Here is a 26,873-nt window from a genome sequence, read left to right as displayed (position 1 = left end):
TCAAAAGTGCTAAGACAAACAACGTAATTAGAAGTCGTGGTTCAGGCTCATATAGTAGAAGCTTCCCTGCCAATCCACCACGGTGTCCGATGGGTAAAGTTGGCCACAACAGTAGTCACCTAGTGCATCTTTTTCCGGGTACTCATCAAAAATGTTGCGGCCACCAAGACTCACGTTGGTGTTATCCGTTATATGGTATTTGCCTTCCAAATCCACCTGCACCACTGAATCATAGGCTTGGTAAATCAGGCCACCATCGGAACCTTGCGAATTTTTGTAACTGCCGTACCAGTTTGCACGCGCCATAAAGGACAGCGCACCAAAGTCGTGAGTTGCAGTCACCGCGCCGCGCAGTGTTGGCTCAAAGTTTTCAAAATCGTACTGGTCCTCATCATTCAGATAGTCCGATGGATCCGAAGTAAATTCCGATTTGTTGTAATTCACCGATGCGGTGAGGTTGGTAGTGCTTTCATTGGCCCAGCTTAACGGGTACGTCGCGACCAGATCGACACCCTGGGTGCGGGTATCAAACGCATTGCTGAAATAGAAGACCCCACCAATGGACTCGGCACCAACAACGCCCGCATCGACTAGCGCCAGGTAGTTGTCGTATGCGGAGCCACTTCCACTATCGGCAGATACATCCAGGGTAGAGATCGCATAAGTACGGTCATCAACATCGATGCGATAGAAATCGATGGTCAAACTGAGATCGTCGAAATCAGCCGTCATACCAAAGGTAAAGTTGGTGGACGTCTCCGGTTTGAGAGGCTCCGCACCCAATGCCGCAGCGACATCGCTACTGGCCGGGAAAAGGCCGGTGGCAACCGGGAAGCCATTCGGCAGGCGGGTCGACACGTTGGTGGTGCCCTGCTGTCCTGGGGTGGGTGCACGAAAGCCGGTGCCAATGGATGAACGCAGGCCAATGCTGTCGGTCACGTCATATTGCATGGCCAGTTTACCGACCAGCTCTGAATCAAAATCGGAGTAGTCTTCAAAACGTACTGCGGCCTGTACAAACAATTGATCGGAAAGATCCGTGCTCAAGTCACCATACACCGCGTAGGAATCGCGGGAGTAGCTACCGCTGTACTCCGGCGCGTATCCGGGGAAGCCATTTGAGCCGACGCCCACCACCGTGTATACCGGGTCGCCGCCGTTCAGGCTACAGTCCAGGGTTGAACCGTTATCGATGACGGCTTGCCCTGAAGCTGTGGGTGTGCCGTTCGCGCTACAGAAATCCCATGGGTCCTGAGTCGCGTAGGGTCCCGCTGTGTAGGAATCGGCGTCACCGCCGCTGAGCTCATAAGACTCATCCATATAACTGAAGCCAAAGGCCGCGGTCACATCACTGGGTAGGCCAATACTCAACTCTTTGGAAAAGTCTGCCTGGATCTGCATTTCCTCATTGGCGAGCGTTCCGGGGTTAAATTTGGTTGGGCTGTCGGGCCCCATGGATGGATTGATAGTATTTTTCAGGGTGTACGCAACTTCCGAGTAACCGTAGCGCGCACTGAAATCGTACAGTAGTCCGGAAGTGGTCTCGCCTTTTACCCCGGATGCTGCCGAATAGTCGGTGACGTCACCGAAAAATCTTGGGGTAAAGCCGCCGGGGAATTTCTCCAGCGGGCTGTAAATGGAACCATCTTCGGTGCGAAGATCCATAATGGTGCCATTGTTCGGGTAACGATAATAAAAGCTGCCGTCGGCTTCGCTTTCGGAGTAGTTACCAAACGCATAAAGTTGCAGGCCGTCGGCAACATCGTAACCAGCGTTAAAGAACATGCGTGCAGCTTCCGCGTTTGGCTGCCCCCAAGGCTGCACAACATCGCCTTCCAATGAGGCAGTTTTTGCCGCTTCGATAAATTCCGGGTCCTGCTCTTCCAGACAAAACCAGGCTTCGCAGTACTGTTCACTGCGGGAAGTGAAGTCCTGCTGCGAGACCTCCGCGGAGATACTCAGGAAGCCAGCACTACCCAGGGGCATACCGACATTGCCAGTTGCAGTGGACTGGAAGCCATCACCTTCACTGTACTCACCGGTACGCAATCCAAAAGAGCCGCCCGCGGCATTGTCCTTGAGAATAAAGTTGATCACGCCCGCGATCGCGTCCGAGCCATATTGTGCAGCCGCACCATCCCGCAGCACCTCGACCGACTTCAAGGCAGAGCTGGGGATGGTTGCGATGTCCGGGCCCTGGGTGCCGGAACCGCCAATTTCCACCAGCGCCGCGCGATGCCGACGCTTTGAATTTACCAGTACGAGAGTTTTATCCGTTGGCATACCCCGTAATTGCGCCGGCCGGATAAAGGTTCCTCCATCACTGATGGGTTGGCGAGATACGTTATAGGAGGGGACCAGCGTTTTCAGAACATCGTTTGTATCCGTGTGCGATACCGATTCCAACGCGTCACTGCCAAACACATCCACCGGCACCGGCGAATCCGAGACCGAGCGCGGCTTTCCCCGCATTCCGGTTACCGCGACCTCTTCGATTTCTTCCGCCAGAGCTGGCGCACTGGATGCCATCGCACTACTGGCGATAATGGCGGCTACTGCATAACTGAGAGACTTCTGTTTAAGAGATTTGTGGTTCATTGGTGACCCCTTTTTTTTTGCGATTGCCATAACTTTTTTTTCTTGATGAATTTGTTTCGGGCAAAGGAACCCCCTGCGGCGCACTCGATTAGTGCTTGCAAACTTACGGGTAACTTTTTTGGTTCTCTAACGGCGCGACGCGGTTTGCGGCGCAATATTCAGCACAATATCCGGAGCGATATCCGTGAACATCAGTATTTGGTGATCAGTTACTCTGACACGAGCAATATGTGTGCCAGATTTTTTACCGGGCGGTGCATCCAAATACGCTCATCGATGTGTCATACCCAAAACACCTGTTATGGAATTCCCGATGAAGCTGATACTCCCCTTTACTTTCGCCGCCCTGGCCACCATGGCAACCGTCACTTTCGCGGCGGAAGATATGTCCATTTCCCATGATGGCAATAGCTGCAATGTTTCCATGCATCATCAGGTGACCGTTGGGCCGGACTTCCTGGAGGTGCGTGATGAAAACGACCTGACACCACTGATTGCATTCAGCAAGCCAGATCAGCTGGCTGTGGGCGATGATGGCCTGACTCTGACGGCGGATCAGCAAAAGCTGATGCAGCAATACCAACAGCAACTGCACCACACCGGCGAAGAGGTATCCCTGCTGGCAGTTGCCGCAGTCGACGTGGCACTGGAGGGGCTGGGCATTGCATTGACGGCCCTGGCGGGGCCCGACGACCCGGATACCGAATACTTCCTGCACGAATCCAGCCTGATCCGCAGCGAGGTTATCGCCAAGCTGCAGCACCCAGGCGATGTCTACTCATTTGGCACCCCGTGGGTGGAAGGGGTACTGGAAAGCACCCTTGAAGAAGAACTGGAACCACGCATCGCAGCACTGGCAACCCGTTCTGCCGGCAAGATCGCCTGGCACGCGATGAAGGCGGTATTTACCGGCGGCCGTAGTGTAGAGGCTCGCGCCGAAGCGGCGGCAGAAGAAGCGGAAGCATTAGTAGAAGAAAAAGCGGAAGCATTGGAAGCCCGCGCAGATACGCTGTGCGCGCAAATGGAATCTCTCGACACGCTCGAGACCGAGCTACACCGCGCCATTCCAGAGCTGAATGGGCTCGACCTGATTAAATTCGATCGCCGAGGTTAACGGACCACCTCGAGAGCGAGACTCCTAACACTCCCCAAGTGTTTGGCCGCATCCCCCTAAAGGTATGCGGCCTTTTTTATTGGGCGGTCAGGATTTTTTATCCACACCCAGCTCGCCTAGGGTCTGTGCCATATCCTGGGCACTGGTGGCAGGCTGGATATCACGATCAATCTTCAAAATATTGCCATCTTTACCAATGTAGAAAGTCACACGTTTGGCCATATTGAGTACCGGCATTTTCACGTCGTAGGCCTCGGCGACCTCACCGGTGGGGTCACTCAGCAGGGGAAAGTCTGCTTTCATCTCTTCGGCAAACTTGGTGTTGTCTTCCAGGTCGTCAGTACTGGCCATGAAATAGGTCACGTCATAAGCACGAATCAGATCACCATTTTCAGCCAGCGACTTGCACTCAATGGTGCAACCTTTGGTAAAGGCTTTCGGATACCAGGCAATCACAACCGCCTGCTTGCCCTTGAAATCGGACAGCGTGTAGGTTTTTCCATCGGAAGCCTTCAAAGAAAACTCCGGCGCCGGGCTTCCCACCTCGAGTGCCATTGCTGGAATGGTTACAACAAATAGCGCCACCAAAAAAAACAATGCTCTCACTTTCCTCTCCTTAACCTTAATTGCGACTAAAAAGGCAGGTCTGCCTTACTCAATAATTATTTGTCCACGGTCAGTGTGGGGTTTTTCCCCACAGTCTTCAATGGATAGTCCTCTGGAGAATACGGTTTTTTGTGCAATTCGGATCAGGAACCGCCTCACGCTCTACGCTCTACGCTACTATGGCACGCTTATCCAATCACGCAGGTGCCTTGCGGGACGCGGGTAGACACGAGAATGACATTCTAGCGTGCCAGAAACTCTGAAAAGCGTGCTTCCAGATCAGCAGCGGCAACAAGCTCACCTTTACGGCGCAGGATTTCAATCACACACTCGGCAGTACACAGGCCGCCGTCGCGCTGGTTGCGACGTAAATTGAAACGTGATGGGCGACCGGGTGTCAGCTCAACACGGAGGGCGCTATTCAGGTAGGCGCTGCGGTTAAACATTTTGCGCGCTTCCTGCCAGGTCGCATCCAGCAGAATAAACGTTTGGCAATCCTCCACGGAGAGAGGTTCCGTAGAGGCATTCCCTCCGTGTACTTCGCTAGCCGGATATACCAGCCCCGTATCAGCTCGCTGCAAAAGCTGCAGCAATTGCACATCCGGCTCGGTGCGCTTCCATACCACACGGCGCACTACGGCTGCCGCCTCCCCCACCAGCGCTAACTTGCCGGTATTTGTGGGCTTGGCCAGTTCACGCTCATGGGTAAGCAGTATGATCTCCACGTGGCTATGTAAGTGACTGCCCATGCAGGGCGCGGGTCACATCAAGCATACGATTGGCAAAGCCCCACTCGTTGTCGAACCAGATCAACACCTTGACCAGCTTGCCCCCAGCCACTCGAGTCTGGCTGGCATCGACGATGCCGGAGCGCGGGTCGTGGTTGTAATCGGACGAAGTCAGCGGTTCTTCACTGTACCCAAGCACTCCACAGTATCCGGTTTGCGCTGCAGCCTTGAGCACGGCATTGACTTCCGCCTGGGTGACCGACCGATGCAGCTGCACCGAGAGATCGATGGCGGAAACGTTGATGGTGGGTACACGCATGGCCTGGGCTTCAAACTTGCCGGCCATTTCCGGGAGTATGCGTTCGATGCCGCGGGCGAGCCCGGTATCCACGGGAATGATAGAGCCGATGGCTGAGCGCGTTTTACGTAAATCGGTGTGGTGATAGGCATCGTTCACCGGCTGATCATTCATCGCCGAGTGGATGGTGGTGATCACCCCTGCATCAATGCCAAAGGCGCTGTCCAGCGCGGCAATTACGGGAATGCTGCAGTTTGTGGTGCAGGAAGCGGCGGAGATGATGGTTTCCTCTCCGCTCAGCGTGCTGTGGTTAACCCCATAGACGATGGTGGCATCGACGTCGTTTTTCGCGGGCTGCGAGAAGATGACTTTTTTCGCTCCGGCCTGGAGGTGCAGTTCGGCGCGCTCGCGCTCGGTAAAACTGCCGGTGCATTCGAGGACAATGTCGACTTGAGGCGAGCGCCAGTCGAGGTCTTCCAGCTCGCTGTAATGGGTTACGGAAATCTTGTCGCCGTTCACCAGCAGGGTGTCGTCCTGCACGGCAACGTCGCCGATAAAGCGACCGTGGACGGTATCGTATTTGGTGAGATGGGCAATGGTGGCACAATCGGCCAGCTCATTGATGGCGACGATCTGCAGTTGATCGCGCAGGTTGGATTCGTACAGGGCTCGCAGAACGCTGCGTCCTATGCGGCCGTAGCCGTTGATCGCGAGTCTTATCGGGTTGGGCATGTATACCTCGGGCTATGTCCACCGCCCTTGGTCAATGCTCGGTTGTCGTGCGGTGGCGGCTGGCTACCGGATGCGGATTTTCAGGATCACTGTAAACCCATCCCTGGGCGTTGCGGCGCAAACCTCCTGTTTGCGACGCTCCTGAAAATCCGCATCCGATACCCAGCCTGCGATTCAGACCCCGCTCATTTGCTGCGGAGTCGAACGTTTTACTTCAGCAGACCTTCTACAGCCTCAACCACTTTATCGGTGGTGATGCCGAAGTGCTTCATCAGGTCACCAGCCGGTGCGGATTCACCGAAGGTTTCCATACCGATGATGGCACCGTCAAAGCCGACAAACTTATACCAGTAGTCCTTGTGCGCAGCTTCCACGGCAACGCGGGCGCGCACGGAAGACGGCAGTACGGATTCGCGGTAGTCGGCGCTCTGTGCAGAGAAAGCTTCGGCACACGGCATGGAGACAACGCGCACCTTGCGGCCGGAAAGCTGTTCGGCAGCGGCGGTGGCGAGTTCGACTTCGGAGCCGGTGGCGATGATGATCGCTTCCGGTTCGCCGTCGCAATCACGCAGGATGTAACCACCCTTTTCAACGTTGGCCAGCTGCTCATCGGTACGCGCCTGCGGGGCCAGGCCCTGACGGCTGAAGATCAGCGCGCTGGGGCCTTCGCTGCGGGCGATCGCCATTTTCCAGCTTACCGCGGACTCGGTGGCGTCACAGGGGCGCCAGGTCTGCAGGTTCGGGGTGGCGCGAAGAGCAGTCAGCTGCTCTACCGGCTGGTGAGTCGGGCCGTCTTCACCCAGACCGATGGAGTCGTGGGTGTAAACGAAGATGACCTTTTGCTTCATCAGCGCGGCCATACGTACGGCGTTGCGGGCGTATTCCATAAACATCAGGAAGGTCGCGCCGTAAGGTACGAAGCCGCCGTGCAGGGCGATACCGTTCATGATGGCGCTCATGCCGAATTCGCGCACACCGTAGTAAACGTAGTTACCGGAGGCATCGTCTGCGCTTACACCTTTGGTACCCGACCAGATGGTGAGGTTGGAGCCGGCGAGGTCAGCGGAGCCGCCGAGGAATTCCGGCAGCAGCGGGCCGTAGGCATTGAGGCTGTTCTGGCTGGCCTTACGGGAAGCGATTTTCTCGGCATCCGCCTGGCACTGCTTGATGTACTCGTCGGCCTTGGCCATGAAGTCCGCCGGCAGCTCGCCGCTCATGCGGCGTTCAAATTCGGCAGCCAGTTCCGGGTGAGCGTCTTTGTAGTCTTCGAAGATGTCTTTCCACTCGTCTTCCTGCGCTTCGCCTTTGGCGCGCGCGTCCCACGCGTGGTACAGGTCTTCAGGTACGTGGAAAGGCTCGTGTTTCCAGCCCAGGGTTTCGCGCACCAGGGCGATTTCGTCGTGGCCCAGCGGTGCGCCGTGACACTCTTCGCGACCCTGCTTGTTCGGGGAACCAAAGCCGATCACGGTTTTGCAGCAGATGATGGTGGGCTTGTCGGTTACCGCGCGCGCCTCTTCAATCGCCGCCTTGATCGCCGCCGAATCGTGACCGTCTACGTTCGGGATCACGTGCCAACCGTAAGATTCGAAACGCTTCGGCGTGTCGTCGGTGAACCAGCCTTCTACTTCACCGTCGATGGAAATGCCGTTGTCGTCGTAGAAGCCGATCAACTTGCCCAGGCCCAGGGTACCGGCCAGGGAGCAGGCTTCGTGGGAGATGCCTTCCATCAGGCAGCCGTCACCGAAGAAGCAGTAGGTGAAGTGGTCCACCAGCTCGTAGCCATCGCGGTTGAACTGGGCTGCCATCACTTTTTCGGCCAGCGCCATGCCCACCGCGTTGGTGATGCCTTGGCCCAGCGGGCCGGTGGTGGTTTCTACGCCCGGGGCATAGCCGTATTCCGGGTGACCCGGGGTCTTGGCGTGCAGCTGACGGAAGTTCTGCAGCTCGTGGATGGACAGGTCATAGCCTGCCAGGTGCAACAGGGAATACAGCAGCATGGAACCGTGGCCATTGGACAGCACGAAGCGGTCGCGATCCGCCCACTCGGGGTTGGCCGGATTGTGTTTCAGATAGTCGTTCCACAGCACTTCAGCGATATCTGCCATGCCCATGGGGGCGCCAGGGTGACCACTGTTGGCTTTTTGGACCGCGTCCATAGACAGGGCGCGGATGGCGTTAGCCTTTTCTGTGCGAGACGGAGTAGAAGACATAGGGATCTCTCGGTTTGGGATCTTCGGTTCATCAGATGCGCTGCGGTTCCGGCTCTGACGGCCAGTATGCCGCGGTACCTTTCTGCCGGCGCTTATGCTGTCCGGCAAAACGGGGGGCGTATTTTCCCGTACTACCCGGTGGGGCGTAAAGTCTAAGGGTTCGTTTCTTCCTTCAGCACAGCAACATTTTCCTAACAAATCGCAATCCAGCTGTACCCGCGGGATTCTCCATGGAATTCACCCCATCTGCATCAATTTTTTTAAATACAGCTAAATCAAAAATTTTTGATATAGATCAAAAGCACTGCTAGACTCCCCGCCATGCTTGAGTCCAATAGTGCCTCCAGCCAAGCGGCCGGGGATGACAAACAACATACCAGCAACCAGATTCCGCAACTGGCGGCGACCCTGAAGGCCGCCGGCGATCCGTTGCGCCTGGAGATATTGCGCCTGCTGGCGCAGGACTCCTACAGCGTGCTGGAGCTGTGCCACATCTTCGACCTGCGCCAGCCGGCACTGTCGCACCACCTGAAGGTGCTCTCCCAGGCTGGACTAGTGAGCAAACGCCGCGAGGGCAACAACCTGTTCTACCGGCGCACCGCCAACAGCGACCTCCTCCAGCAACTGTTCAGTGGTCTCGACCAGCTGCCGCTGGCCGCTGACCGCGCCGCCACCGTGGCCCAGGTTGCCGCCGAGCGTGCCGAGGCCTCGCGCCGCTTCTTTGCCGACTACGGCAACCGCTTCCGCGAACAGCAGGAGCTGATCGCCAGTTATAGCGTCTATGGGCCACAGGTAGCACAGCTGCTGAAACCCGGCCGTCACGCGCTCGAGGTTGGCCCAGGTGAGGGAGAGTTCCTGGAAGAGCTGACCAGTCGCTTCGGCACGGTAACCGCGCTGGACCTTTCCCAGACCATGCTCGAGCGAGCGCAGGCGTTTTCCGATGAAAAGGGCCTGCAGAATATCGAGTTCGTGTGTGATGACACACGTGCCGCCGCAGCCCGCCCGGAGAGTGCGGACTGCATTGTGGTGAATATGGTGTTGCACCACACGCCAGATCCCGCGCAGATTTTTCACGATCTGCAAAAGTCTTTAAGGGCCGGCGGGCAGCTACTGATTACCGACCTGCACGACCACGCGCAGGACTGGGCACGGGATGCCTGCGGCGACTTGTGGTTAGGTTTCGCGCCCCAGCAGTTGATCGAATGGGCGTCGGACGCAGGCCTGAGCAAAGGGCGCAGTGTGCACAGCGCGCTGCGCAATGGCTTCCAAATTCAAATTCAGGAATTTGTGAAACCCTGACAATTCCCAAAAAACGTCTTCAAGCAGCAAACCATTTACGTACTAGCCAAGTACTAGGCAGTGTCGGCGGGAGAAACCGCAGTTCCCCGCGCCAGCATAGGAATAACGGAAGCGCGCCAAGCGCAATAGGAGAACTCAGCATGAGTGAATACAGCATTTTTACTTCGGAATCTGTCTCCGAAGGCCATCCAGACAAAATCGCCGACCAGATTTCCGATGCGGTACTGGACGCCCTGCTGGCACGCGACAAAAACGCCCGTGTTGCCTGTGAAACCCTGGTAAAAACCGGTATCGCAGTTATTGCCGGTGAAATCAGCACCAGCGCCTGGGTCGACCTGGAAGACCTGGTGCGCAAGGTAATCACCGATATCGGTTACACCTCTTCTGCGGTGGGATACGACGGTGAAACCTGTGGTGTAATCAATGTGATCGGCAAGCAGTCTGTGGATATCGCCCAGGGCGTGGATCGGGTAAAACCGGAAGACCAGGGCGCCGGTGACCAGGGTCTGATGTTCGGCTATGCCACCGACGAAACCCCGACCTTCATGCCGTCCCCGGTGTACTACGCACACCGTCTGGTAGAGCGTCAGGCAGAAGCGCGCAAGTCCGGCCTGCTGCCGTGGCTGCGCCCAGACGCGAAGAGCCAGGTTACCTTCCGCTACAACGAACAGGGCGAGCCCTGTGCGATCGACGCGGTAGTGCTGTCTACCCAGCACAACGAAGAAGTGTCCCAGGAAGATCTGCGCGAAGCGGTTATGGAGCTGATCGTGCACCACGTGCTGCCGGCCGACCTGCTGCATGAAAACACCAAGTACCACATCAACCCGACCGGCAAATTTGTGATCGGTGGACCTGTGGGCGACTGCGGTCTGACCGGCCGTAAAATCATCGTGGACACCTATGGCGGTTCCGCCCGTCACGGCGGCGGCGCTTTCTCCGGTAAGGATCCATCCAAGGTTGACCGTTCCGCAGCGTATGCAGGCCGCTACGTAGCGAAAAATATCGTCGCCGCCGGTCTCGCCAAGCGCTGTGAAATCCAGGTTTCCTATGCGATTGGCGTCGCCGAGCCGACCTCTGTTTCTATTAACACCTTCGGCACCGGCAACATCAGCGACGAAAAGCTGATCGAACTGGTGCGGGAAAACTTCGACCTGCGCCCCTACGCAATCTCCAATGCGCTGGACTTGCTGCACCCCATGTATCAGCTGACTGCTGCCTATGGCCACTTCGGCCGCGAGCCGTTCGAGCACAGCTACAAGTGGATCGACAGCAACGGTAAGGAACAGGTAGAGACCTTCACCGCTTTCCCGTGGGAAAAAACCGACAAAGCGGAAACCTTGCGCGCTCAAGCGGGCTTCTAATCAAAAAAACACCGAATACAGAGGCCCGCACGGGCCTCCAAGAAAATTCTCAAGGATCTAACTAGTGAACCAAATGAGCACCGAATTTAAAGACTTCAAGGTTGCAGACATCAACCTGGCCGACTGGGGCCGCAAGGAAATTGAAATTGCCGAAGGCGAAATGCCGGCACTGATCACCCTGCGTGAAAAGTACCGTGCGGAGCAGCCGCTGGCAGGCGCCCGCATCATGGGCTGCATCCATATGACCATCCAGACCGCGGTGCTGATTGAAACCCTGGTGGCGCTCGGCGCAGAGGTGCGCTGGTCTTCGTGCAACATTTTCTCCACTCAGGATCACGCCGCTGCGGCCATCGCCGCGCGCGGAATCCCGGTATTTGCCTGGAAAGGTGAGACCGAAGAGGAATACGAGTGGTGCCTGGAACGCACCATCGGCGCAGACGCCGCTGGCTGGCAGCCAAACATGATTCTCGATGACGGCGGTGACCTCACTGAACTGCTGCACCGCAAGTACCCCGAGCTGCTGGACAACTGTCACGGCATCAGTGAAGAAACCACCACCGGTGTACACCGCCTGCAGGACATGCTGAAGGCAGGCACCCTCAAGGTGCCGGCGATCAACGTGAACGACGCCGTAACCAAGAGCAAAAACGACAACAAGTACGGTTGTCGCCACAGCCTGAACGATGCCATCAAGCGCGGCACCGACCACCTGCTGTCCGGCAAGAAGGCGCTGGTTATTGGTTACGGTGATGTGGGCAAAGGCTCAGCCGCGTCCCTGCGTCAGGAAGGCATGATCGTAAAAGTGACCGAGGTTGACCCCATCTGTGCCATGCAGGCCTGTATGGACGGTTTCGAACTGGTTTCCCCGTACATCAACGGCGAGAACAATGGCACCGCAGATTGCATCGACCGCGCCCTGCTCGCCAATACCGACCTTATCGTGACGACTACCGGCAACGTGAATGTGTGCGACGCGCACATGCTGGCGGCGCTGAAGTCCGGTGCAGTGGTGTGCAACATCGGCCACTTCGATAACGAAATCGACACCGCGTTTATGCGCGAAAACTGGGAATGGCAGGAAGTAAAACCGCAGGTGCACAAGATTGTGCGCGACGCGGCGAGCAACGATCACCTGCTGCTGTTGTCCGAAGGCCGCCTGGTGAACCTGGGTAACGCCACCGGCCACCCCAGCCGCATCATGGACGGCTCCTTCGCCAACCAGGTACTGGCACAGATCCATCTGTACAAGGAAAAGTTTGCCGACCTGCCCGCAGACCAGAAAGTGTCCGCGCTGTACGTAAAAGTACTGCCGAAGCACCTGGACGAAGAAGTGGCCAAGTACATGGTCGAGGGCTTTGGCGGTGTAATCACACGCATGACCGAAGACCAGGCCAAATACATTGGCGTATCGGTTGACGGCCCGTACAAGCCAGAAAGCTACAAGTATTAAGATGCCTCAGGACCGGTCGCGCACCACCCTCGCGACCGGTATCCGAGGGAACGGAAAAGAACAATGAGTGATTTACGTATTAGTTTTGAGTTTTTCCCCCCCAAGACCGAAGAGGGTCGGGAGAAACTGAAGAACACCCGCGAGCAACTGCAAGTATTTAACCCGGAGTTTTTCTCCGTTACCTACGGTGCCGGCGGCACCACTCGCGATACCACCGCCAATATTGTGTGCGGCCTGCGGGAAAAGGGGGTTTCCATTGCGCCACACCTGTCATTTGGCGGCGACAACGAAGAGATCGTGCTGGGCCTGCTGAACCGCTACAAGGGAGCCGGTGTCGATCGTATCGTGGCCCTCCGCGGTGACATGCCTTCCGGTATGGGTGCAGTCGCCCAGCTGGTGTATGCCAACGAACTGGTGGCTTTTATCCGCCGCCATACCGGTGACCACTTTCACCTGGAAGTTGCGGCCTACCCGGAAATTCACCCGGAAGCAGAAAGCTACGACGACGATATTCGCTACCTGAAAGGCAAGTTTGACGCAGGTGCAGATAGCGCCCTGACTCAGTACTTCTTTAACCCGGATGCGTACTTCTACTTCCTGGACCAGTGCGCCAAGGCCGGTATCGATGCGCCGATTTATCCGGGCATCATGCCAATCACCAACTTCACCAACCTGGCACGCTTCTCGCGCAATTGCGGTGCAGAAATTCCGCGTTGGCTGAAATACCGCATGGAAAGTTTCAGCAATCCGGAAGATGTGAAAAAGTTGGGGTTGGAAGTGGTTACTGACCTGTGCGAAACCCTGCTCGAGGGCGGCGCACCGGGGCTGCACTTCTACACCATGAACCAGGTGGGACCGACGGCCAGTATTCTGGATGCACTCCAGTTGCAGCAAGAAGCCTGATTCCATTTCGCGGGCGGCGCCGTTAGCGGCGCTGCCAACTCTCAATTCGCTGGCGCTCCACTTCCCCCGTCTCGGCCAGCTTTCTTCGGCGACCCCAGGCGCACATTGAGTGGCTTGCCGTCAAAGTCGATCACCCGCACCACCAGCCGTCGATTTTTCTCACGCCCGCGCTGGGTAGCATTATCCGCGATAGGATCGGAATCACCGAGACCTGCGGCTTCCACTCGGCCGGAATCAATCCCTCGCTCCAGCAAAAACTGACGCACCCAGTCTGCACGCCACTGCGAAAGCTTGCGGTTTTTGTCGGGATCACCGGCATTGTCCGTATGCCCCTCCACCACAATTTTGAGTGCGGGAAAATCGCGCATGATGACAAGCAGGGCCTCGACGTCCCCCAGCGTATCCATCTTCGGAGCAAAGCCACCGGGAATGAAATCCACAGTCAGTACAAAGGTATCCCCCTGCTCTCGCGCCTGCCCCATCAAGTAGCGCACCATATCATCGCCAAATGGCGCCGCTGCGCGGGCGGTTTGCTCGCTCAAGCCGTTGCTCACGAGATCCCGCGGATCAAGGGTGTATTTCTTGGTGGGGTCGGTACAGCCCGTCGCAAGCATGATCGCGAACACAACAGGCGACACTGTGTGGGTATAACTACGACGGGTACGCGATGAAGACTTCGGACATGCGTGGGGCATGGGGCCAACTCCTTAACCAGAACGGGCGCCCGCAACGAAAACAGGCGCCTAGCGTTTTATCGATTCTAGAGTCGGAGAAAAGTATTCCCTAGGCGCTGCTACCCTAGGCGCTACTAGAGAACGCCCCCAGCCAGCATTTGCTATGGCCATATACCCTTTGGATTGCGCGATGCACAAGCGAATTTCTGATAAGACCGGAGGGACTCTAACCTTCACAAAATGCCCCAAGCCCTCTGGGAGATGGCTATGAACAAACAGCTCCTGCTTACTATCCTCGGCATTGCCGCTATTGCCTGGGCACTGGTATTTAACGCCAAGGTCACCGCGCAGCAAATCGTCACCGTCGATCCGGGAGATGCCTGGCTGAATGCCAGTGAAGGCTATCAGGAGAAAGTAACCTGGCGCATTGCCAGTAAGGGCGGTGCCGCCTCACCGCGCGGAGTATTTGTCAATCTGGATAACAATGAAGAGCTTGCGGTAGTGGACCAAATTCTCGAGTTCAGTGGCGACAGCGGTCAGCTGACGGAGATCGTACAGATTTCTCCGGTGCAGGCGCGCAGCTGGCATCAGAAAGGGGTGAGAAGAGTTGGCTACCGCCGCGTGTTTGCCGGCCCTGCAGGTAGCCTTTCCAACCATATCCTGTTTGATCTGGACTCCAGCGGTCGCCTGGCACAGGTAGAAGCCTCACCACCTTCACAGACCGTGAGCGGCAAATCCCGTCAAATGATGATGGCATGGAATCTGGATAGCGACCTGGGCAACATCAGCGCGACATCCACCAGCGGACAATTTCTGGTGGGCGACACAGTGATTTACGAGGTTGCTGAAGCGGTCACCGCGCAGGCCGGTAAGCCATTGCGAGAAACCGTTGAATTACCGCCGGGCCTGGTGCGGTCACTGCTGGCGCAGGGGATTAATGAGGTGCGCTACACCCGGACTTTTGTGGATGAAAAGGATACGCGGCGCAGCGCTTCGGTGGAAGTTCAATTGACGGAGTAGCGACCCACTACGTCAGGCCCGCTTGCAACGGGTTAGCTGGAACCAGAAAAACCCTTCCAGCAGTATGCCAAGCACAAGGAAGATGGCACCGCCGGCCGGGATGCCGAATACATAACAAGCGATCGCTGCAAACAGACACGCGAAGGCGATAAATATCCTTTTCAAGGTGCTCATAGCTTTAGTCTCTTTTTGCCTCGTTATTTTTCTATTTAGTTACTTTCTGTATGTCAGTTTTCCAGTGTTTCTCAAAAATAATCCAGCAGCAACTGCATATCGTTGATCACCCGCGCACCCTCCGCTTCCAGTTGGCGCGTGCGTGTAGCGTGCTGACTATATCCGATCACTGGCATGCCTGCCGATACCGCCGCTTGTACCCCGGCAATAGAATCCTCAACCACGAGGCAGTGCTCGGGGGCCACATTGAACTGCGCCGCACTGTGCAGAAACAGGTCCGGCCAGGGCTTGCCGCGACCGACATCGTCGGCGCTGTAGATGCGCCCGGCAAAGTAATCCCACAGACCGGTCTTGTTTAGCGTGATCTGCATTTTCGCGTGCGGACCGGACGAGGCCACGCAGGTTTGCAGGTCTGTGGTCTGTAACTTGTCCAGCACCTCATGAATACCGGTCACCGCCTCCAGCTCTGAGTGGAACGCGGCGCGAATACGGCTCTCTGTTGCATTGAAGTAAGACTGCGGCAGCGGGCCACCATAACGGGTTTCGATGTCGAGAATACAGTCTTGGGTAGAGCGGCCGCTGAACTCTTCATCCAACTGCTCGGCGGTTGCCGGCATACCGAGTTTCGTCATTTCCTCGGCAACCACGCGACACACGATCGATTCGCTGTCCACCAGCACGCCATCGCAATCGAAAATAACCAAACGGGTTTGGGTGGCAAAGCTATCCATGTTACTTCCAGTGTTACTTCTATCAGGTTGCGGAGATTAACAGGATGCCGATCAATACACCCGCAGCGCCCGCGACACGGACAACGTTTTCATTGCCATGGGCAATATTCAGTACGAACTCGCGGGTGCGCTCATAACCAGCCTGCAACGCGTAGGCACCGATCACCACCAGCAAGATGCCCAGCACATTGAACAATGTGTCCCAACTGCGGGTATCGGAAATCAACAGGAAGATAATGCCAATAACAATCCGCGCCCAGGCACCAAAGTAAAACATCTGCGGGTTCATGCGCTCGCCGAGATCGCGCGCGATCTGTGGCTTGAGGATAATCAGAATCGACATGGCGGTAATGGCAACGCCAATCAACCAAACGAGAGCTTTCATAGTGTATTCCCTGTTAGATATCGCCCCATTGATATTGCAGCACCGACAGTGCCGCTACCGGCGCCGTCTCGGTACGCAACACCCGCGGCCCCAACCGCAGCGGGTGAAAGTCCTGCTGCAGTGCCAGCTCAATTTCCTCTGCCGACAAGCCACCCTCCGGCCCCACCAATAATAGCGCGGCATCTGGGCGCCCGGATTGCTGTTCCAGCTCCGCCAGGGTCGCATCGGTGCGATGGTGCAACACCAGCTTCAGCGCCTCGCTGTCCTTGGCCTGATCGAGCAACTGCGGTAATTTCAGTGGCGGTAAAATCTCCGGCACCAGATTGCGCGCGCATTGCTCACAAGCACTGATGGCAATCTGCTGCCACTGGCCCAGCTTTTTCAGCAGGCGATCACCGGAAAGTTTCACCTCACAGCGCTCGGTAAACAGCGGCTGAATCTGCGCCACCCCCAACTCGGTGGCCTTCTGGATCACCCAGTCAAAACGATCGCCACGGGAAATACCAATCGCCAAGGTGATAGCCAGGGGCGACTGCCTGTCACCCTCACTAAAGGCGCCAATTTTCACCCGCGCCTTTTTGCCCGCCTCAACCAGTTCGGCCGCGTACTCACCGCCATAACCATCAAACAAAATAAGCGGACGCCCCGGCCCCAGGCGCAACACCTTAACCAGATGACGCGACGCCGCTTCATCGAGTTGAAGCTCTGCTTGGCCAGCCAAAGGCTGCGAAGAAAAAATACGAGGAATACGCAAAGGAACTTCCAGATCCAGGAAAACATTGCGAGAAGAGTAATACAGGCAGAGAGGAAGTTGTAGCTAGACAGGAATACGGGATAAGGCCGTTTGGTGGCCCTGCACGGAACAGTTGCCGCCCAGGTTGTGGAGTGCAGGGCCACCAAGCGGCCGCCACTGCACCCACAAAGTGCTCGAGTTATGCCCTCTCAATATCCAGCGGCAGTTCTTCAGCAGGCTTGTCGCCCTTCACCTTAACCCGCATAGTCTCAATGACTTTATACAGGTTGGGTACCAACACCAGCGTCACAAAGGTCGCACACAGTACGCCAAACGCCAGACTGACCACCATCGGAATCAGGAACTGCGCCTGAATCGAACGCTCGAACATAATCGGCACCAGACCGATAAACGTGGTGATGGACGTCAGGATGATCGGACGGAAGCGATCACGCCCCGCCTGTACCACCGCATCCATCACCGCCATGCCCTGCGCACGCAACTGATTAATCCGATCCATCAATACCAGGTTATCGTTCACCACCACGCCCGCAGCCGCCAGGAAGCCCAGCATGGACATGATGCTGATGTCGTAGCCCATCAGCAGGTGCCCCAGAACTGCACCAAAGAAACCAAACGGCACCGCCGTCAGGATCAACAGCGGCTGTGAGTAAGAGCGGAACGCAATCGCCAGCAACGCGTAGATGGTGAACAGGGACAGTACAAAGAAGGCACCAATGGCACTGCCGAACTCTTCCTCTTCCTGCATTTCACCGGCGGTCTTCAGACTGAAGCCCGGAAACTCGTTCTCCCATTTCTTCAGGTTCTTTTCACGCACCTGTTTCAAAATCTCGTGTGCCGGCGAGGTACCCGGGATCAACTCCGCGGTGATCTGCACCGTGCGCTCGCGATCGTTGCGGCGAATAGTGGTGTAGCCTGGCACATAGACCGCATCGGCCACCGCACTGAACGGGATTTCACCTTCATTGGTGCGGACACGGATACGGTCGATCTGCTCCTCACTGGCACGCTCTTCCTGTGGATAACGCACCATCACTCGCACATCTTCACGGCCGCGCGGGATACGCTGTACCTCTTCACCGTAGAAACCCTGACGCACCTGCTTGGCCACGTCGGCGAGGCCGATGCCCATATTGGTGGCGTGGGGCTTCAGCTGGATCTCAATGTCCTGACGCGCGGCGATCAGGTTGTCGCGTACATCGTAAACGCCAGCAAAGTTATTCAGCGCTTCTTTCACTGCATCGGCCGCACGGCGCATTTCCGCCATGTCACCGGAGGCAGTGCTGAGGTTGAGAGACATTCCCCTGCCACCATCGTTGATGGTGTGCTGAATATTCATCTCCTCAACACTTGCCGGCAACTTGCCCACATAGTCGCGCCATTTAAGCGCCAGTTGCTCGGAGGTAACGTCGCGCTCTTCACCTTCGGTAAGCTGCAGTAGCACGGTTACGTTGCCGCGCCACAGAAATACCATGGTGTTATCGACAAACTCCTTACCGCCGTTCAGCGCCAGCATTTCCGGGTCTTTCGCCAGCTGCATACCAGCGCGCTCGAACTGCTCCAGCACCCGCTTGGCCTCTTCAAAGGACTCGCCCTGGGCCATGGTGGTTCTGAGTTCCAGCAGGTCCGAGGGTACCGAAGGCGAAAACGCCTTGCCCACGTAGCCCTTGCCGAACAACACGAACGACAGGATCAGGGCGAGGAAGAAAACCATCACCGTGGTGCGGCTGTTACTGAGCGATTTTTCCAGCAACGGCAGATAGTACTTGTCGCCCGCAGTCTTCATGGCACCGGCGAACTTACCGCGCACGTCCTGCAGCTTGCGCCCCACACTCGAAGTGGCTTTCTTTTCGGGTTTCAGGCCCACCAGGTGCGCAGGCAGGATCAGCAGCGATTCCACCAGCGAGAACACCAGGCACAGCAATACCACCACCGGCAGCGCCATCATCATCTGTGAGGTGTAGCCCGGCAGGAACAGCATGGGCACGAAGAACACCATGGTGGACACCACCGCGAAAATCACCGGTGCGGATACGGTTTTCACCCCGGCCTCGGCGGCTTTCAACCCGGTCTCGCCACGGTCGTGGGCGGCGTGCACCGCCTCGCCCACAATAATCGCATCGTCCACCACGATACCGAGAATCATCAGGAAGGCGAACAATGACAGCATGTTCAGGGTGATACCGGTAACCGGCAGCAACCAGAAGGCGCCCATAAACGCGGTAAAGATGCCCACGGTTACCCACACTGCCAGTGCCGGGCGCAGGAACAGCATCAGCAACACAAACACCAGCGCCAGACCGGTTACCGCGTTCCAGAACAGCATGCTCATGCGGCTTTCGTAGGATTCAGAGAAATCGAACCAGGTCTCGAACTCCATGCCCGGCGGCAGTGTTTTACGCGCTTCTTGCATAAATTCGCGGATGCCTTCGGCGGTGGCCACCACGTCCAGCGGCTCACCCTGCATAACCCGCAGGTTCATCGCCGGCTTGCCATTGAAGCGGATAATGGAACCCTCTTCCTCGAAGCCGTCATTGATCGCCGCCACATCACGCAGCAACAACTGGGTACCGTCCGCGCGGCTGATCACCGGAATACGCGCGAAGTCTTCCGCAGTGTACGCCTGCCCACGGGTCTGCACCTGGATATCCCCGCGGTCGGAACGCACGCGACCGGCGGACAGGTCCAGTGACGAACGACGGACCGCATTGGCGACATCATCGAAGGACAGATTGAAGCGACGCAGATTCACTTCGGAGACTTCAATGGAAACCTCGTCGGCGCGATCACCCCACACATCCACACGGCGCACGCCGGGAATCAGCATCAGTTTGTCGCGCAGGTCCAGCGCGGTTTCCTTGAGCTGGCGCGCAGAAACCGGACCACCGATGGCGATCATCATCATCTGCTGTTCCCACTCTTCCAGCGAGATCACCGGGCGTTCGATATCCGCCGGGAAGGTGTTGATGGAATCCACCTGCACCTTGATGTCGTTCAGCAAACGTAGTTCGTCGTAACCGTCGACCGCCTGAATACGTACGGTGCTGTTACTGCGCGAAGACCAGGAGTTCACCTCCTTAATGCCCTTCACTTCGGAAATCGCCTGCTCGACCCGCTGGGTTACCTGCTGTTCCACCTCCGCGGGGCCGGCACCAGGGAAGCTGATGTTGATCCGCACCACCCCGGGGTTAATCGCCGGGAACACTTCGCGCCCGACGTGAGAAATACCAAACATACCGCCGATGATGATCATCACCATCAGCAGGTTGGCCGCCTTACTGTTGCGGACGAACCATCCAATAATGCCCTGCATAATTAATAGGCTCCCTGTGCGGATGCGGCACTGCCACCGGCAGTATCGGTACCCTCGCTCTGTGGTTCATCGGATGGCATTTCGGGTTGCCCGCCCAAGTACAGGCCGGACGGTTTCTCATTCAGTGGATTGGGGCTCAGCACCATGCCCTCGCGGGAATAGCCGAGGCTGGAAATAACCACCTTGTCGCCGGCATTAATGTCGCCACGCAGCCAGACCTGGTCGCCCGCAGCCTGCAGCAACTGCACAGTTTTAAAGCCCAGCTGGTTCTCTTCGTTCAGCACCAAGATGTGGTCACCCTCGTGCAGCGCCTGACGCGGCAACAATGTGATGTCGTCGTAGGTTTTACCGGCAATGTGCGCCTCCACGAACAGACCGTTGATCAGCGGCGCATCCCCCTGATACGGGTTCGGCACCTGAGCCACGGCGTAGACGAAACGGCTGTTCGGATCGATCGCCGCCTCGGTGCGCACAATCTGGCCACGCCACTCGCGAGGCTGGCCGGCGAGGTTGGCGCTCAGGCGCACCGCCGGGCCATTCTCAATGGCGCGACCCAGCGGCAACTCCAGCAGCGACAATTGATGGTCGGTCAACGGCAGGCGCACTTCGGCGATACCCACACTGTGAATACGGGCGAGCTTGGTACCTGCAGTCACGTACTGGCCGATATCCACCAAGGTTTCCACCACACGGCCGGCAAACGGCGCTTTGACCGCGGTGCGCTCCAGGTTCAGTTTGGCCTGATCGCGATCGGCCTTGGCCGCTTCCAGCTCCGCTTTGGCGGCAGCCAGCTGCGGCTTGCGCAGGAACAGGTTGTTGGCAGCTTCGCTGCCCAGGTCGCGCCATTCACGCTTGGCCTGCTTGGCACGTCCCTCCTCCTGGGCCAGCGCTGCAGCGGCATTAGCGACCTGGGACTGGGAACGGGTCAGCTGATGGCGGTAATCCGCGGGCTCGATTTGCAGCAGGGAATCGCTTTTCTCGAAGAAGCCACCGGCAACAAAGCCGTCGCTCACACTTTCGATAACACCGCCCACGCGGGCCACAACTTCGATCTCGTGGCGGGCGTGCACCGAGCCCTGGCTGGGCACCAGCAGGGTGTGACGGCCGGGCTCCGCATACAGAATATCCGCTACCGGCGGTACCGCGGCCTCGGCAACTTTTTCCTCAGGTTTTGGCGCAAACACAATCACTGCAGTCATCAAGACCACACCGACTAGAACCACAAGACCCAAAATTTTATTCTTGCTAGAGCGTTTGTTCGAAGGATTCACAGCTGTCCCATTGATCAAAATTTAACTAGTTGCGCATTCTACAGGGCTGGCAGCGTATTGGAACCAGCGCCAGCTTCAGAACACCGCAGCAAAATTCCAGTTGATCGCAAACCGTCAGCAGGCGGCTTCCGCACTGAGAAATCGAACCACTTTCCACCTTGGTGACCGCCGCCGCATGGCCCATAATGGCCGCCGATTTTTTTGGTCGGGCACGAGCTGTCAGCTCTCGATTTCCCCACCGCAAAACACCTGATGTGACATTGAGGAAGTAGATAACAAGATGTTGGATATCAACGCCCGTATCGCCGAAGAACTGAACGTGCGCCCACAACAGGTGGCTGCCGCCGTGGGACTGCTGGATGAAGGCGCGACCGTGCCCTTTATTGCCCGCTACCGGAAAGAGGTGACCGGGGAGCTGGATGACACCCAGTTGCGCACCCTGGAAGAGCGCCTGCGCTATCTGCGCGAGATGGAAGAGCGCCGCGCGGCCATCCTGAAAAGCATCGACGAGCAGGGCAAACTTACGCCCGAGCTGGCCCAGCAGATCAACGCGGCCGATACCAAGAACCGCCTTGAAGACCTCTACCTACCTTACAAGCCCAAGCGCCGCACCAAGGGCCAGATCGCCATCGAAGCGGGCCTCGAACCACTGGCCGACGACCTGTACGGCAACCCGAGTCTTAACCCCGAAGAAGAAGCGCAAAAGTACCTCAACACCGATAACGAAGACGCCGCTCTGCATGTAAAAGACATCAAAGCCGCGCTGGACGGTGCCAAGTTCATTCTGATGGAGCGTTTCGCCGAAGACGCCGAGCTGCTGGGCAAGCTGCGTGACTTCCTGAGCCGCGACGGTCAGGTGAAATCCAAACTGCTGGACGGCAAGGAAGAGGAAGGCGCCAAGTTCCGCGACTACTTCGAGTACGGCGAAGAGTGGTCCAAGGTACCGAGCCACCGCGCGCTGGCGATTTTCCGTGGCCGCAACGAGGGCATCCTCGCCATCAATCTGGGACTGGAGGGCGATGAAGAGCGTCCCGCCACCGCCGGCCACCCCTGCGAAACCCTGATTGCGCGCCATGTGGACATCGAAGACCAGGGCCGCCCCGCCGACAAATGGCTGGGTGAGGTGGTGCGCTGGACCTGGCGCATCAAGCTGCTCACCAGCCTGGAAACCGATCTACTGGGTCAGTTGCGCGAAAAAGCCGAAGAAGAGGCCATCAAGGTCTTCTCCCGCAACCTCAAGGATCTGCTGCTGGCCGCACCCGCCGGTCAAAAGGCTACTATCGGTCTGGACCCGGGCCTGCGCACCGGGGTGAAAGTGGCCGTAGTCGACGCCACCGGCAAGGTACTCGACCACACTGCGATTTACCCCAACCCGCCGCAGAACAAGCTGGCCGAGTCCGCCGCGGTGATCGCCGCACTGTGCAAAAAATACGACGTGGGCCTGATTGCCATCGGCAACGGCACCGCCAGTCGCGAGACCGACAAGTTTGTCGGCGAGACCATCAAGCAGTTCAAACTGACCGCGCAGAAGGTGATGGTGAACGAGGCCGGTGCGTCCGTGTACTCCGCCTCCGAATTTGCCGCTAAGGAATTCCCGGATCTGGACGTAACCATCCGTGGGGCAATTTCCATTGCCCGCCGCCTGCAGGACCCGCTGGCGGAGCTGGTGAAGATTGAGCCCAAGTCCATCGGTGTGGGCCAGTACCAGCACGACGTGTCCCAATCCCAGCTGGCGCGCTCCCTGGATGCGGTGGTGGAAGACTGTGTGAATGGCGTGGGTGCCGAGCTGAACTCCGCTTCCGCGCCGCTGCTGACCCGTGTGTCCGGCCTGAGTGCGTCCATCGCCGCCAACATCGTCACCTATCGCGATATGAATGGTGCCTTCAAAAACCGCGACCAGCTGAAAGAAGTCCCGCGCCTGGGACCCAAGGCGTTCGAACAGGCGGCGGGCTTCCTGCGCATCAACAACGGCGAAAACCCGCTGGACCGCTCCGGGGTACACCCGGAGTCCTACATTGTGGTCAAGCGCATCGCCGAGAAGAACGGCCGCGAGATCAACGGCCTGGTCGGCGACTCCGCCTTCCTGCGCCGCCTGAACCCGGCGGACTACACCGATGAGAAGTTCGGTGTACCGACAGTGAAAGACATCATCAGTGAACTGGAAAAACCCGGCCGCGACCCGCGCCCGGAATTCCGCACCGCCAAGTTCGAGGACGGTGTCGAGGAAATCAAAGACCTGCGCCCGGGCATGGTACTGGAAGGCACGGTCACCAACGTCACCAACTTCGGTGCCTTCGTGGATATCGGTGTCCACCAGGACGGTCTGGTGCATATCTCTGCGCTTTCAGAGAAGTTCGTGAAAGACCCACACGAAGTGGTCAAGGCGAACGACATCGTCAAGGTGAAGGTGATGGAAGTGGACGTAGCGCGCAAACGTATCGGCCTATCCATGCGCATGTCTGACGAGCCCGGCGAACAGGGCAGCGGCGGCGTGAAGCGTGGTGATCACCGCGAGAGCAGACAAGCTCAGCGGCACAACAACCGCAGCCGCCAGCAACAGGGCGGCGGCAACGGTGGCCGCGGCAGTATGGGCGACCTGCTGGCGGCGGCGATGAAGGGTAAGAAGTAATTACCCAGGTAATAAGTCCGGATAATAATCCCGAGCAATCAAAAAGGGCGACCCACTGGATCGCCCTTTTTCGTTTGGGTGCCTGCGCCCTAGGAACTGAGTTCGAGGAAGTCTTCTCCAGGGTTACACAAAAAGTGCACCTCTTTCTCCAGCACCGGGTGCGCAAAGCCCAGCTCCTGCGCGTGTAACAGAAGCCTCGACGCGGCAGCGCGCGCCTCCGGATGAGCGTAAAACGGATCGCCGAGTATCGGGTGCCCCAGGGCCTGCATATGCACCCGCAATTGATGTGAGCGGCCGGTTACCGGGGTTAGCTGTAACAAACTGGTGTGCCCGTCGCTGTCGAGTTTTTGCCAGCGGGTCAGGGATGGCTTGCCGGATTCGAAACAGACTTTCTGCCGCGGTCGATTGGGCCAGTCGCAAATCAGTGGCAGGTCGACCTCGCCCTCATGCTGCTCGGGCTCACCCCAGACCCGCGCCAGATAGCTTTTTTCCACCTTTCGATTCTGAAACAGGACGCTCAACTGTCGGTGCACCTCTGCGCCCAGTGCCATCACCACCAGACCGGAGGTGTCCATGTCCAGGCGATGCACAATCAACGCCTGTGGATATTCTTGCTGAGCGCGCAGCGCCAGGCTGTCTTTGTGGGCGGGATCGCGGCCGGGCACAGTGAGCAGGCCGCTCGGTTTGTCCAGCACCAGCAGGTGGGCATCGCTGTATACGACATCCAGAAGGGGATCAGAGGGGGGATTGTAGGGGCGCAAAACTCGGGCTCGGCTATCAGTCGGCGATCTATCGGGAATGGGCCGCAAGCTTACGCAATTTTTCCCGGCCGCGCATTTGGCGGCCGGACTAGGTATTCAGAAACAGCGAGTTAGACTAGTTAGACTAGTTAAACTAAAAAGCCGCGCAACAACCGCACCAGTACTTCGCGGCTGGACTGCCCCTTGATACCCGCGCTAGTTACTTGCGAGAACTCCAGACTCTGGATCATCCACAGAAACATCTGCGCATCCAGGTCGGGAGAGCGGGTTGCCAGCGGCGCAATAAAATCACGGGCATGGCCTGCTAGCTCATTGTTATAGGACTGGGTCTCTTTCTCCAGTGCAGGTGACGGATGCTGCTCGTACAAGAACTGGCACTCGATCTGTAACTGACGCAAACGGATAGTAGGCCCGGTATCGATCAGCTCGGCAAAAATACCGGCGAGCCCTTCAATGTAAGCGTCGCGCTCCGTCAGCTCGCCCTGCTCGTTTACGCACCGCGCCAATAACTCCGAATAGGCCGTAATGAGCCCCATGTTCACCGGTTCCATGGACTTTCTATATTCGCGGAAAGCCTCGACCAAAATATTGTCGATGGTACCGAAGTAATAAGTGGTCATCGCCAGCTGCACGCCCGCCTCACTCGCAATCGACCGGTGAGACAGGGCCGCAAGACCTTTGCGCGCAATGAGGTCCAGGGTGGCATTCAGGATTTTCGCCATCGCGACTTCGCGCTTCTCCGCCTTCTTGTTCACAGAGGAAGGCTTAGCACTGGGTGCTGTAGACGCAATTTCGCCCGCTCCGCTGCTGGAAACCATGTCGTAACCTCAAAAGAGAAAAAATTCAGTGCGCCAAATGTACGAAACACCAACCCTATACAACGGTCAATTATTGGTCAATCGTACAAGGTAAGTGATACTTGGCGTTACGCTCGACAAAATGCTGACCAAGGAGACAAAATTCGCGCAAGAACCTCTCTTGTAACCTTTTCTACGTATTCTCTGCGCCAGCAGGTCATTTTGCTGCGCTTTGCGAGAAACGCGTGATTAGGGGCTAGCGACACGCCCCTGTACCAGGGTTTCAACTCCGACTGGCGACACACGGAAGGAAACCAAATAATTCCACTGCAATTGGTACTGCCGTGCAAAATCTTCGCGCAATTGCAGAACCAGAATACGCTTTTCCGTATTGATTGAGGTCAGTCGTGCGCATTCGAAGCCAAAGTAACACTGCACAGTCGGATACAGTGCCTTAAACAGACTTTCCTTGGCCGAAAAGATCAGGGTCGCTGCCTGCTCGGGGGACAAGCGCAGGTCGGCAACTAGCGCCAACTCGTCTGCATTCAAAACGGAAGGCACAACCTCCTTATACACAGCCGGGGTCATCCAGTTTTCGTGATCGATGCCCAGATAGTGCAGGCGCGCCGCGCTGGCAAGCACACAGGCCACCTCGCTGCCGCAGTGAGTGATGCTACCCACCACCCCGCTCGGCCACACCGGATTGCGCTGTTGACCAATACCAATATGCGGGACTTCCCGATCCGGCGAGTGGAGTTCACCAAGTATGCTGTGGGCGAGATAACGACCCGCAAGGAATTCTGCCTGACGCCCAGGCACCGCCCGCGCAATCTGAGCGGGCAACAGAATGCCGGCGGCGGCAAAGAGCGAGGGGTGGTAATGGTCGATGTCGAAACGACAGCGGGCCCGATAAAAACCCGCGGTGTCGTGGTGTTCATAGGTTGGGGCGAGAATAAATCCGCTGCGCAGCAGCGTGCTGGTCGACGACTTCGCTGGTGCTTGCTGTTCTGTTGTAAGACTCATCCGCTCGATCCTTGGCAGATTCGGCCGCACGAAAAAGTGCTA

At 57.4% G+C, this 26,873-nt stretch carries 22 protein-coding genes; 7 read left to right on the top strand and 15 right to left on the bottom strand.

All coding sequences use genetic code 11. The features are described 5' to 3' along the window. Nucleotides 1-27 precede the first annotated feature (27 nt). The gene (locus LCM31_RS06985; protein WP_224868587.1) at nt 28-2,598 is read right to left on the bottom strand and encodes a TonB-dependent receptor plug domain-containing protein; all 2,571 of its coding nucleotides are present in this window, start codon (nt 2,596-2,598) and stop codon (nt 28-30) included. 313 nt (nt 2,599-2,911) lie between these two features. On the opposite strand from LCM31_RS06985, the gene LCM31_RS06980 reads away from it, so the two are divergent. After that, nucleotides 2,912-3,712 (top strand): DUF2884 family protein, encoded by an 801-nt coding sequence (locus tag LCM31_RS06980; protein ID WP_224868586.1) that lies wholly within the window; start codon nt 2,912-2,914, stop codon nt 3,710-3,712. Between the two features lie 87 nt (nt 3,713-3,799). On the opposite strand, the gene LCM31_RS06975 is transcribed toward LCM31_RS06980, so the two are convergent. From LCM31_RS06975 to tkt, 4 genes are all read right to left on the bottom strand, one after another. Then, complete coding sequence (locus LCM31_RS06975; protein ID WP_224868585.1) at nt 3,800-4,318, bottom strand: peroxiredoxin; 519 nt, start codon at nt 4,316-4,318, stop codon at nt 3,800-3,802. 242 nt (nt 4,319-4,560) lie between these two features. Continuing rightward, complete coding sequence (locus LCM31_RS06970) at nt 4,561-5,043, bottom strand: tRNA-uridine aminocarboxypropyltransferase (RefSeq protein WP_318247433.1); 483 nt, start codon at nt 5,041-5,043, stop codon at nt 4,561-4,563. A gap of 4 nt (nt 5,044-5,047) precedes the next feature. Then, nucleotides 5,048-6,076 (bottom strand): type I glyceraldehyde-3-phosphate dehydrogenase, encoded by a 1,029-nt coding sequence (gap, locus tag LCM31_RS06965; protein ID WP_224868583.1) that lies wholly within the window; start codon nt 6,074-6,076, stop codon nt 5,048-5,050. A gap of 209 nt (nt 6,077-6,285) precedes the next feature. Next, on the bottom strand, nt 6,286-8,286 hold the full coding sequence (gene tkt / locus LCM31_RS06960; RefSeq protein ID WP_224868582.1) for a transketolase: 2,001 nt from the start codon (nt 8,284-8,286) through the stop codon (nt 6,286-6,288). A gap of 321 nt (nt 8,287-8,607) precedes the next feature. Between tkt and LCM31_RS06955 the strand changes: the two genes are divergently transcribed. The 4 genes from LCM31_RS06955 (at nt 8,608) to metF (ending at nt 13,299) form a co-directional block, all read left to right on the top strand. Beyond that, nucleotides 8,608-9,585 (top strand): metalloregulator ArsR/SmtB family transcription factor, encoded by a 978-nt coding sequence (locus tag LCM31_RS06955; RefSeq protein ID WP_224868581.1) that lies wholly within the window; start codon nt 8,608-8,610, stop codon nt 9,583-9,585. 140 nt (nt 9,586-9,725) lie between these two features. After that, entirely contained in the window at nt 9,726-10,946 is a 1,221-nt protein-coding gene (gene metK / locus LCM31_RS06950; protein WP_222248754.1) for a methionine adenosyltransferase, read from the top strand. 73 nt (nt 10,947-11,019) lie between these two features. Beyond that, nucleotides 11,020-12,396 (top strand): adenosylhomocysteinase, encoded by a 1,377-nt coding sequence (ahcY, locus tag LCM31_RS06945; RefSeq protein ID WP_224868580.1) that lies wholly within the window; start codon nt 11,020-11,022, stop codon nt 12,394-12,396. Nucleotides 12,397-12,459: 63 nt separating this feature from the next. Next, nucleotides 12,460-13,299, top strand: a complete 840-nt coding sequence (gene metF, locus LCM31_RS06940; RefSeq protein WP_224868579.1) for a methylenetetrahydrofolate reductase [NAD(P)H] — start codon at nt 12,460-12,462, stop codon at nt 13,297-13,299. A 41-nt stretch (nt 13,300-13,340) separates the two neighbouring features. On the opposite strand, the gene LCM31_RS06935 is transcribed toward metF, so the two are convergent. After that, the gene (locus LCM31_RS06935) at nt 13,341-13,994 is read right to left on the bottom strand and encodes an OmpA family protein (RefSeq protein WP_224868578.1); all 654 of its coding nucleotides are present in this window, start codon (nt 13,992-13,994) and stop codon (nt 13,341-13,343) included. A gap of 246 nt (nt 13,995-14,240) precedes the next feature. Here LCM31_RS06935 and LCM31_RS06930 point away from each other — a divergent pair, with 246 nt between their 5' ends. After that, the gene (locus tag LCM31_RS06930) at nt 14,241-14,993 is read left to right on the top strand and encodes a hypothetical protein (protein WP_224868577.1); all 753 of its coding nucleotides are present in this window, start codon (nt 14,241-14,243) and stop codon (nt 14,991-14,993) included. Between the two features lie 12 nt (nt 14,994-15,005). Here LCM31_RS06930 and LCM31_RS06925 read toward each other — a convergent pair whose 3' ends face one another. The 6 genes from LCM31_RS06925 to LCM31_RS06900 form a co-directional block, all read right to left on the bottom strand. Then, complete coding sequence (locus LCM31_RS06925) at nt 15,006-15,167, bottom strand: hypothetical protein (RefSeq protein ID WP_224868576.1); 162 nt, start codon at nt 15,165-15,167, stop codon at nt 15,006-15,008. Nucleotides 15,168-15,238: 71 nt separating this feature from the next. Beyond that, nucleotides 15,239-15,898 (bottom strand): HAD family hydrolase, encoded by a 660-nt coding sequence (locus LCM31_RS06920; protein WP_224868575.1) that lies wholly within the window; start codon nt 15,896-15,898, stop codon nt 15,239-15,241. A gap of 22 nt (nt 15,899-15,920) precedes the next feature. Next, nucleotides 15,921-16,283, bottom strand: a complete 363-nt coding sequence (locus LCM31_RS06915; protein ID WP_224868574.1) for a hypothetical protein — start codon at nt 16,281-16,283, stop codon at nt 15,921-15,923. Nucleotides 16,284-16,296: 13 nt separating this feature from the next. Then, a complete protein-coding gene (locus tag LCM31_RS06910; RefSeq protein ID WP_224868573.1) occupies nt 16,297-17,037 on the bottom strand; it encodes a 16S rRNA (uracil(1498)-N(3))-methyltransferase in 741 nt (246 codons plus the stop codon). Between the two features lie 178 nt (nt 17,038-17,215). Continuing rightward, a complete protein-coding gene (locus tag LCM31_RS06905) occupies nt 17,216-20,350 on the bottom strand; it encodes an efflux RND transporter permease subunit (RefSeq protein ID WP_224868572.1) in 3,135 nt (1,044 codons plus the stop codon). Nucleotides 20,351-20,352: 2 nt separating this feature from the next. Further along, nucleotides 20,353-21,549 (bottom strand): efflux RND transporter periplasmic adaptor subunit, encoded by a 1,197-nt coding sequence (locus LCM31_RS06900; RefSeq protein ID WP_224868571.1) that lies wholly within the window; start codon nt 21,547-21,549, stop codon nt 20,353-20,355. A gap of 352 nt (nt 21,550-21,901) precedes the next feature. On the opposite strand from LCM31_RS06900, the gene LCM31_RS06895 reads away from it, so the two are divergent. Beyond that, nucleotides 21,902-24,250, top strand: a complete 2,349-nt coding sequence (locus tag LCM31_RS06895) for a Tex family protein (protein ID WP_224868570.1) — start codon at nt 21,902-21,904, stop codon at nt 24,248-24,250. A gap of 89 nt (nt 24,251-24,339) precedes the next feature. Here LCM31_RS06895 and LCM31_RS06890 read toward each other — a convergent pair whose 3' ends face one another. The 3 genes from LCM31_RS06890 to LCM31_RS06880 all read right to left on the bottom strand — a co-directional run bounded on the left by LCM31_RS06890 (nt 24,340) and on the right by LCM31_RS06880 (nt 26,831). Beyond that, complete coding sequence (locus tag LCM31_RS06890; protein ID WP_224868569.1) at nt 24,340-25,011, bottom strand: RluA family pseudouridine synthase; 672 nt, start codon at nt 25,009-25,011, stop codon at nt 24,340-24,342. 128 nt (nt 25,012-25,139) lie between these two features. Further along, nucleotides 25,140-25,829, bottom strand: coding sequence for a TetR/AcrR family transcriptional regulator (locus LCM31_RS06885; protein ID WP_224868568.1), 690 nt, complete (start codon nt 25,827-25,829; stop codon nt 25,140-25,142). A 228-nt stretch (nt 25,830-26,057) separates the two neighbouring features. Next, complete coding sequence (locus LCM31_RS06880; RefSeq protein WP_224868567.1) at nt 26,058-26,831, bottom strand: 4'-phosphopantetheinyl transferase family protein; 774 nt, start codon at nt 26,829-26,831, stop codon at nt 26,058-26,060. Between the last annotated feature and the right edge of the window lie 42 nt (nt 26,832-26,873).

Origin of the sequence: Microbulbifer agarilyticus, from assembly GCF_020171345.1 — a bacterium.
Classification (GTDB): Bacteria; Pseudomonadota; Gammaproteobacteria; order Pseudomonadales; family Cellvibrionaceae; genus Microbulbifer; species Microbulbifer agarilyticus_D.
Note: the sequence above shows the minus strand (reverse complement) of the source record. Positions and strands in the feature narration are given on the sequence as shown.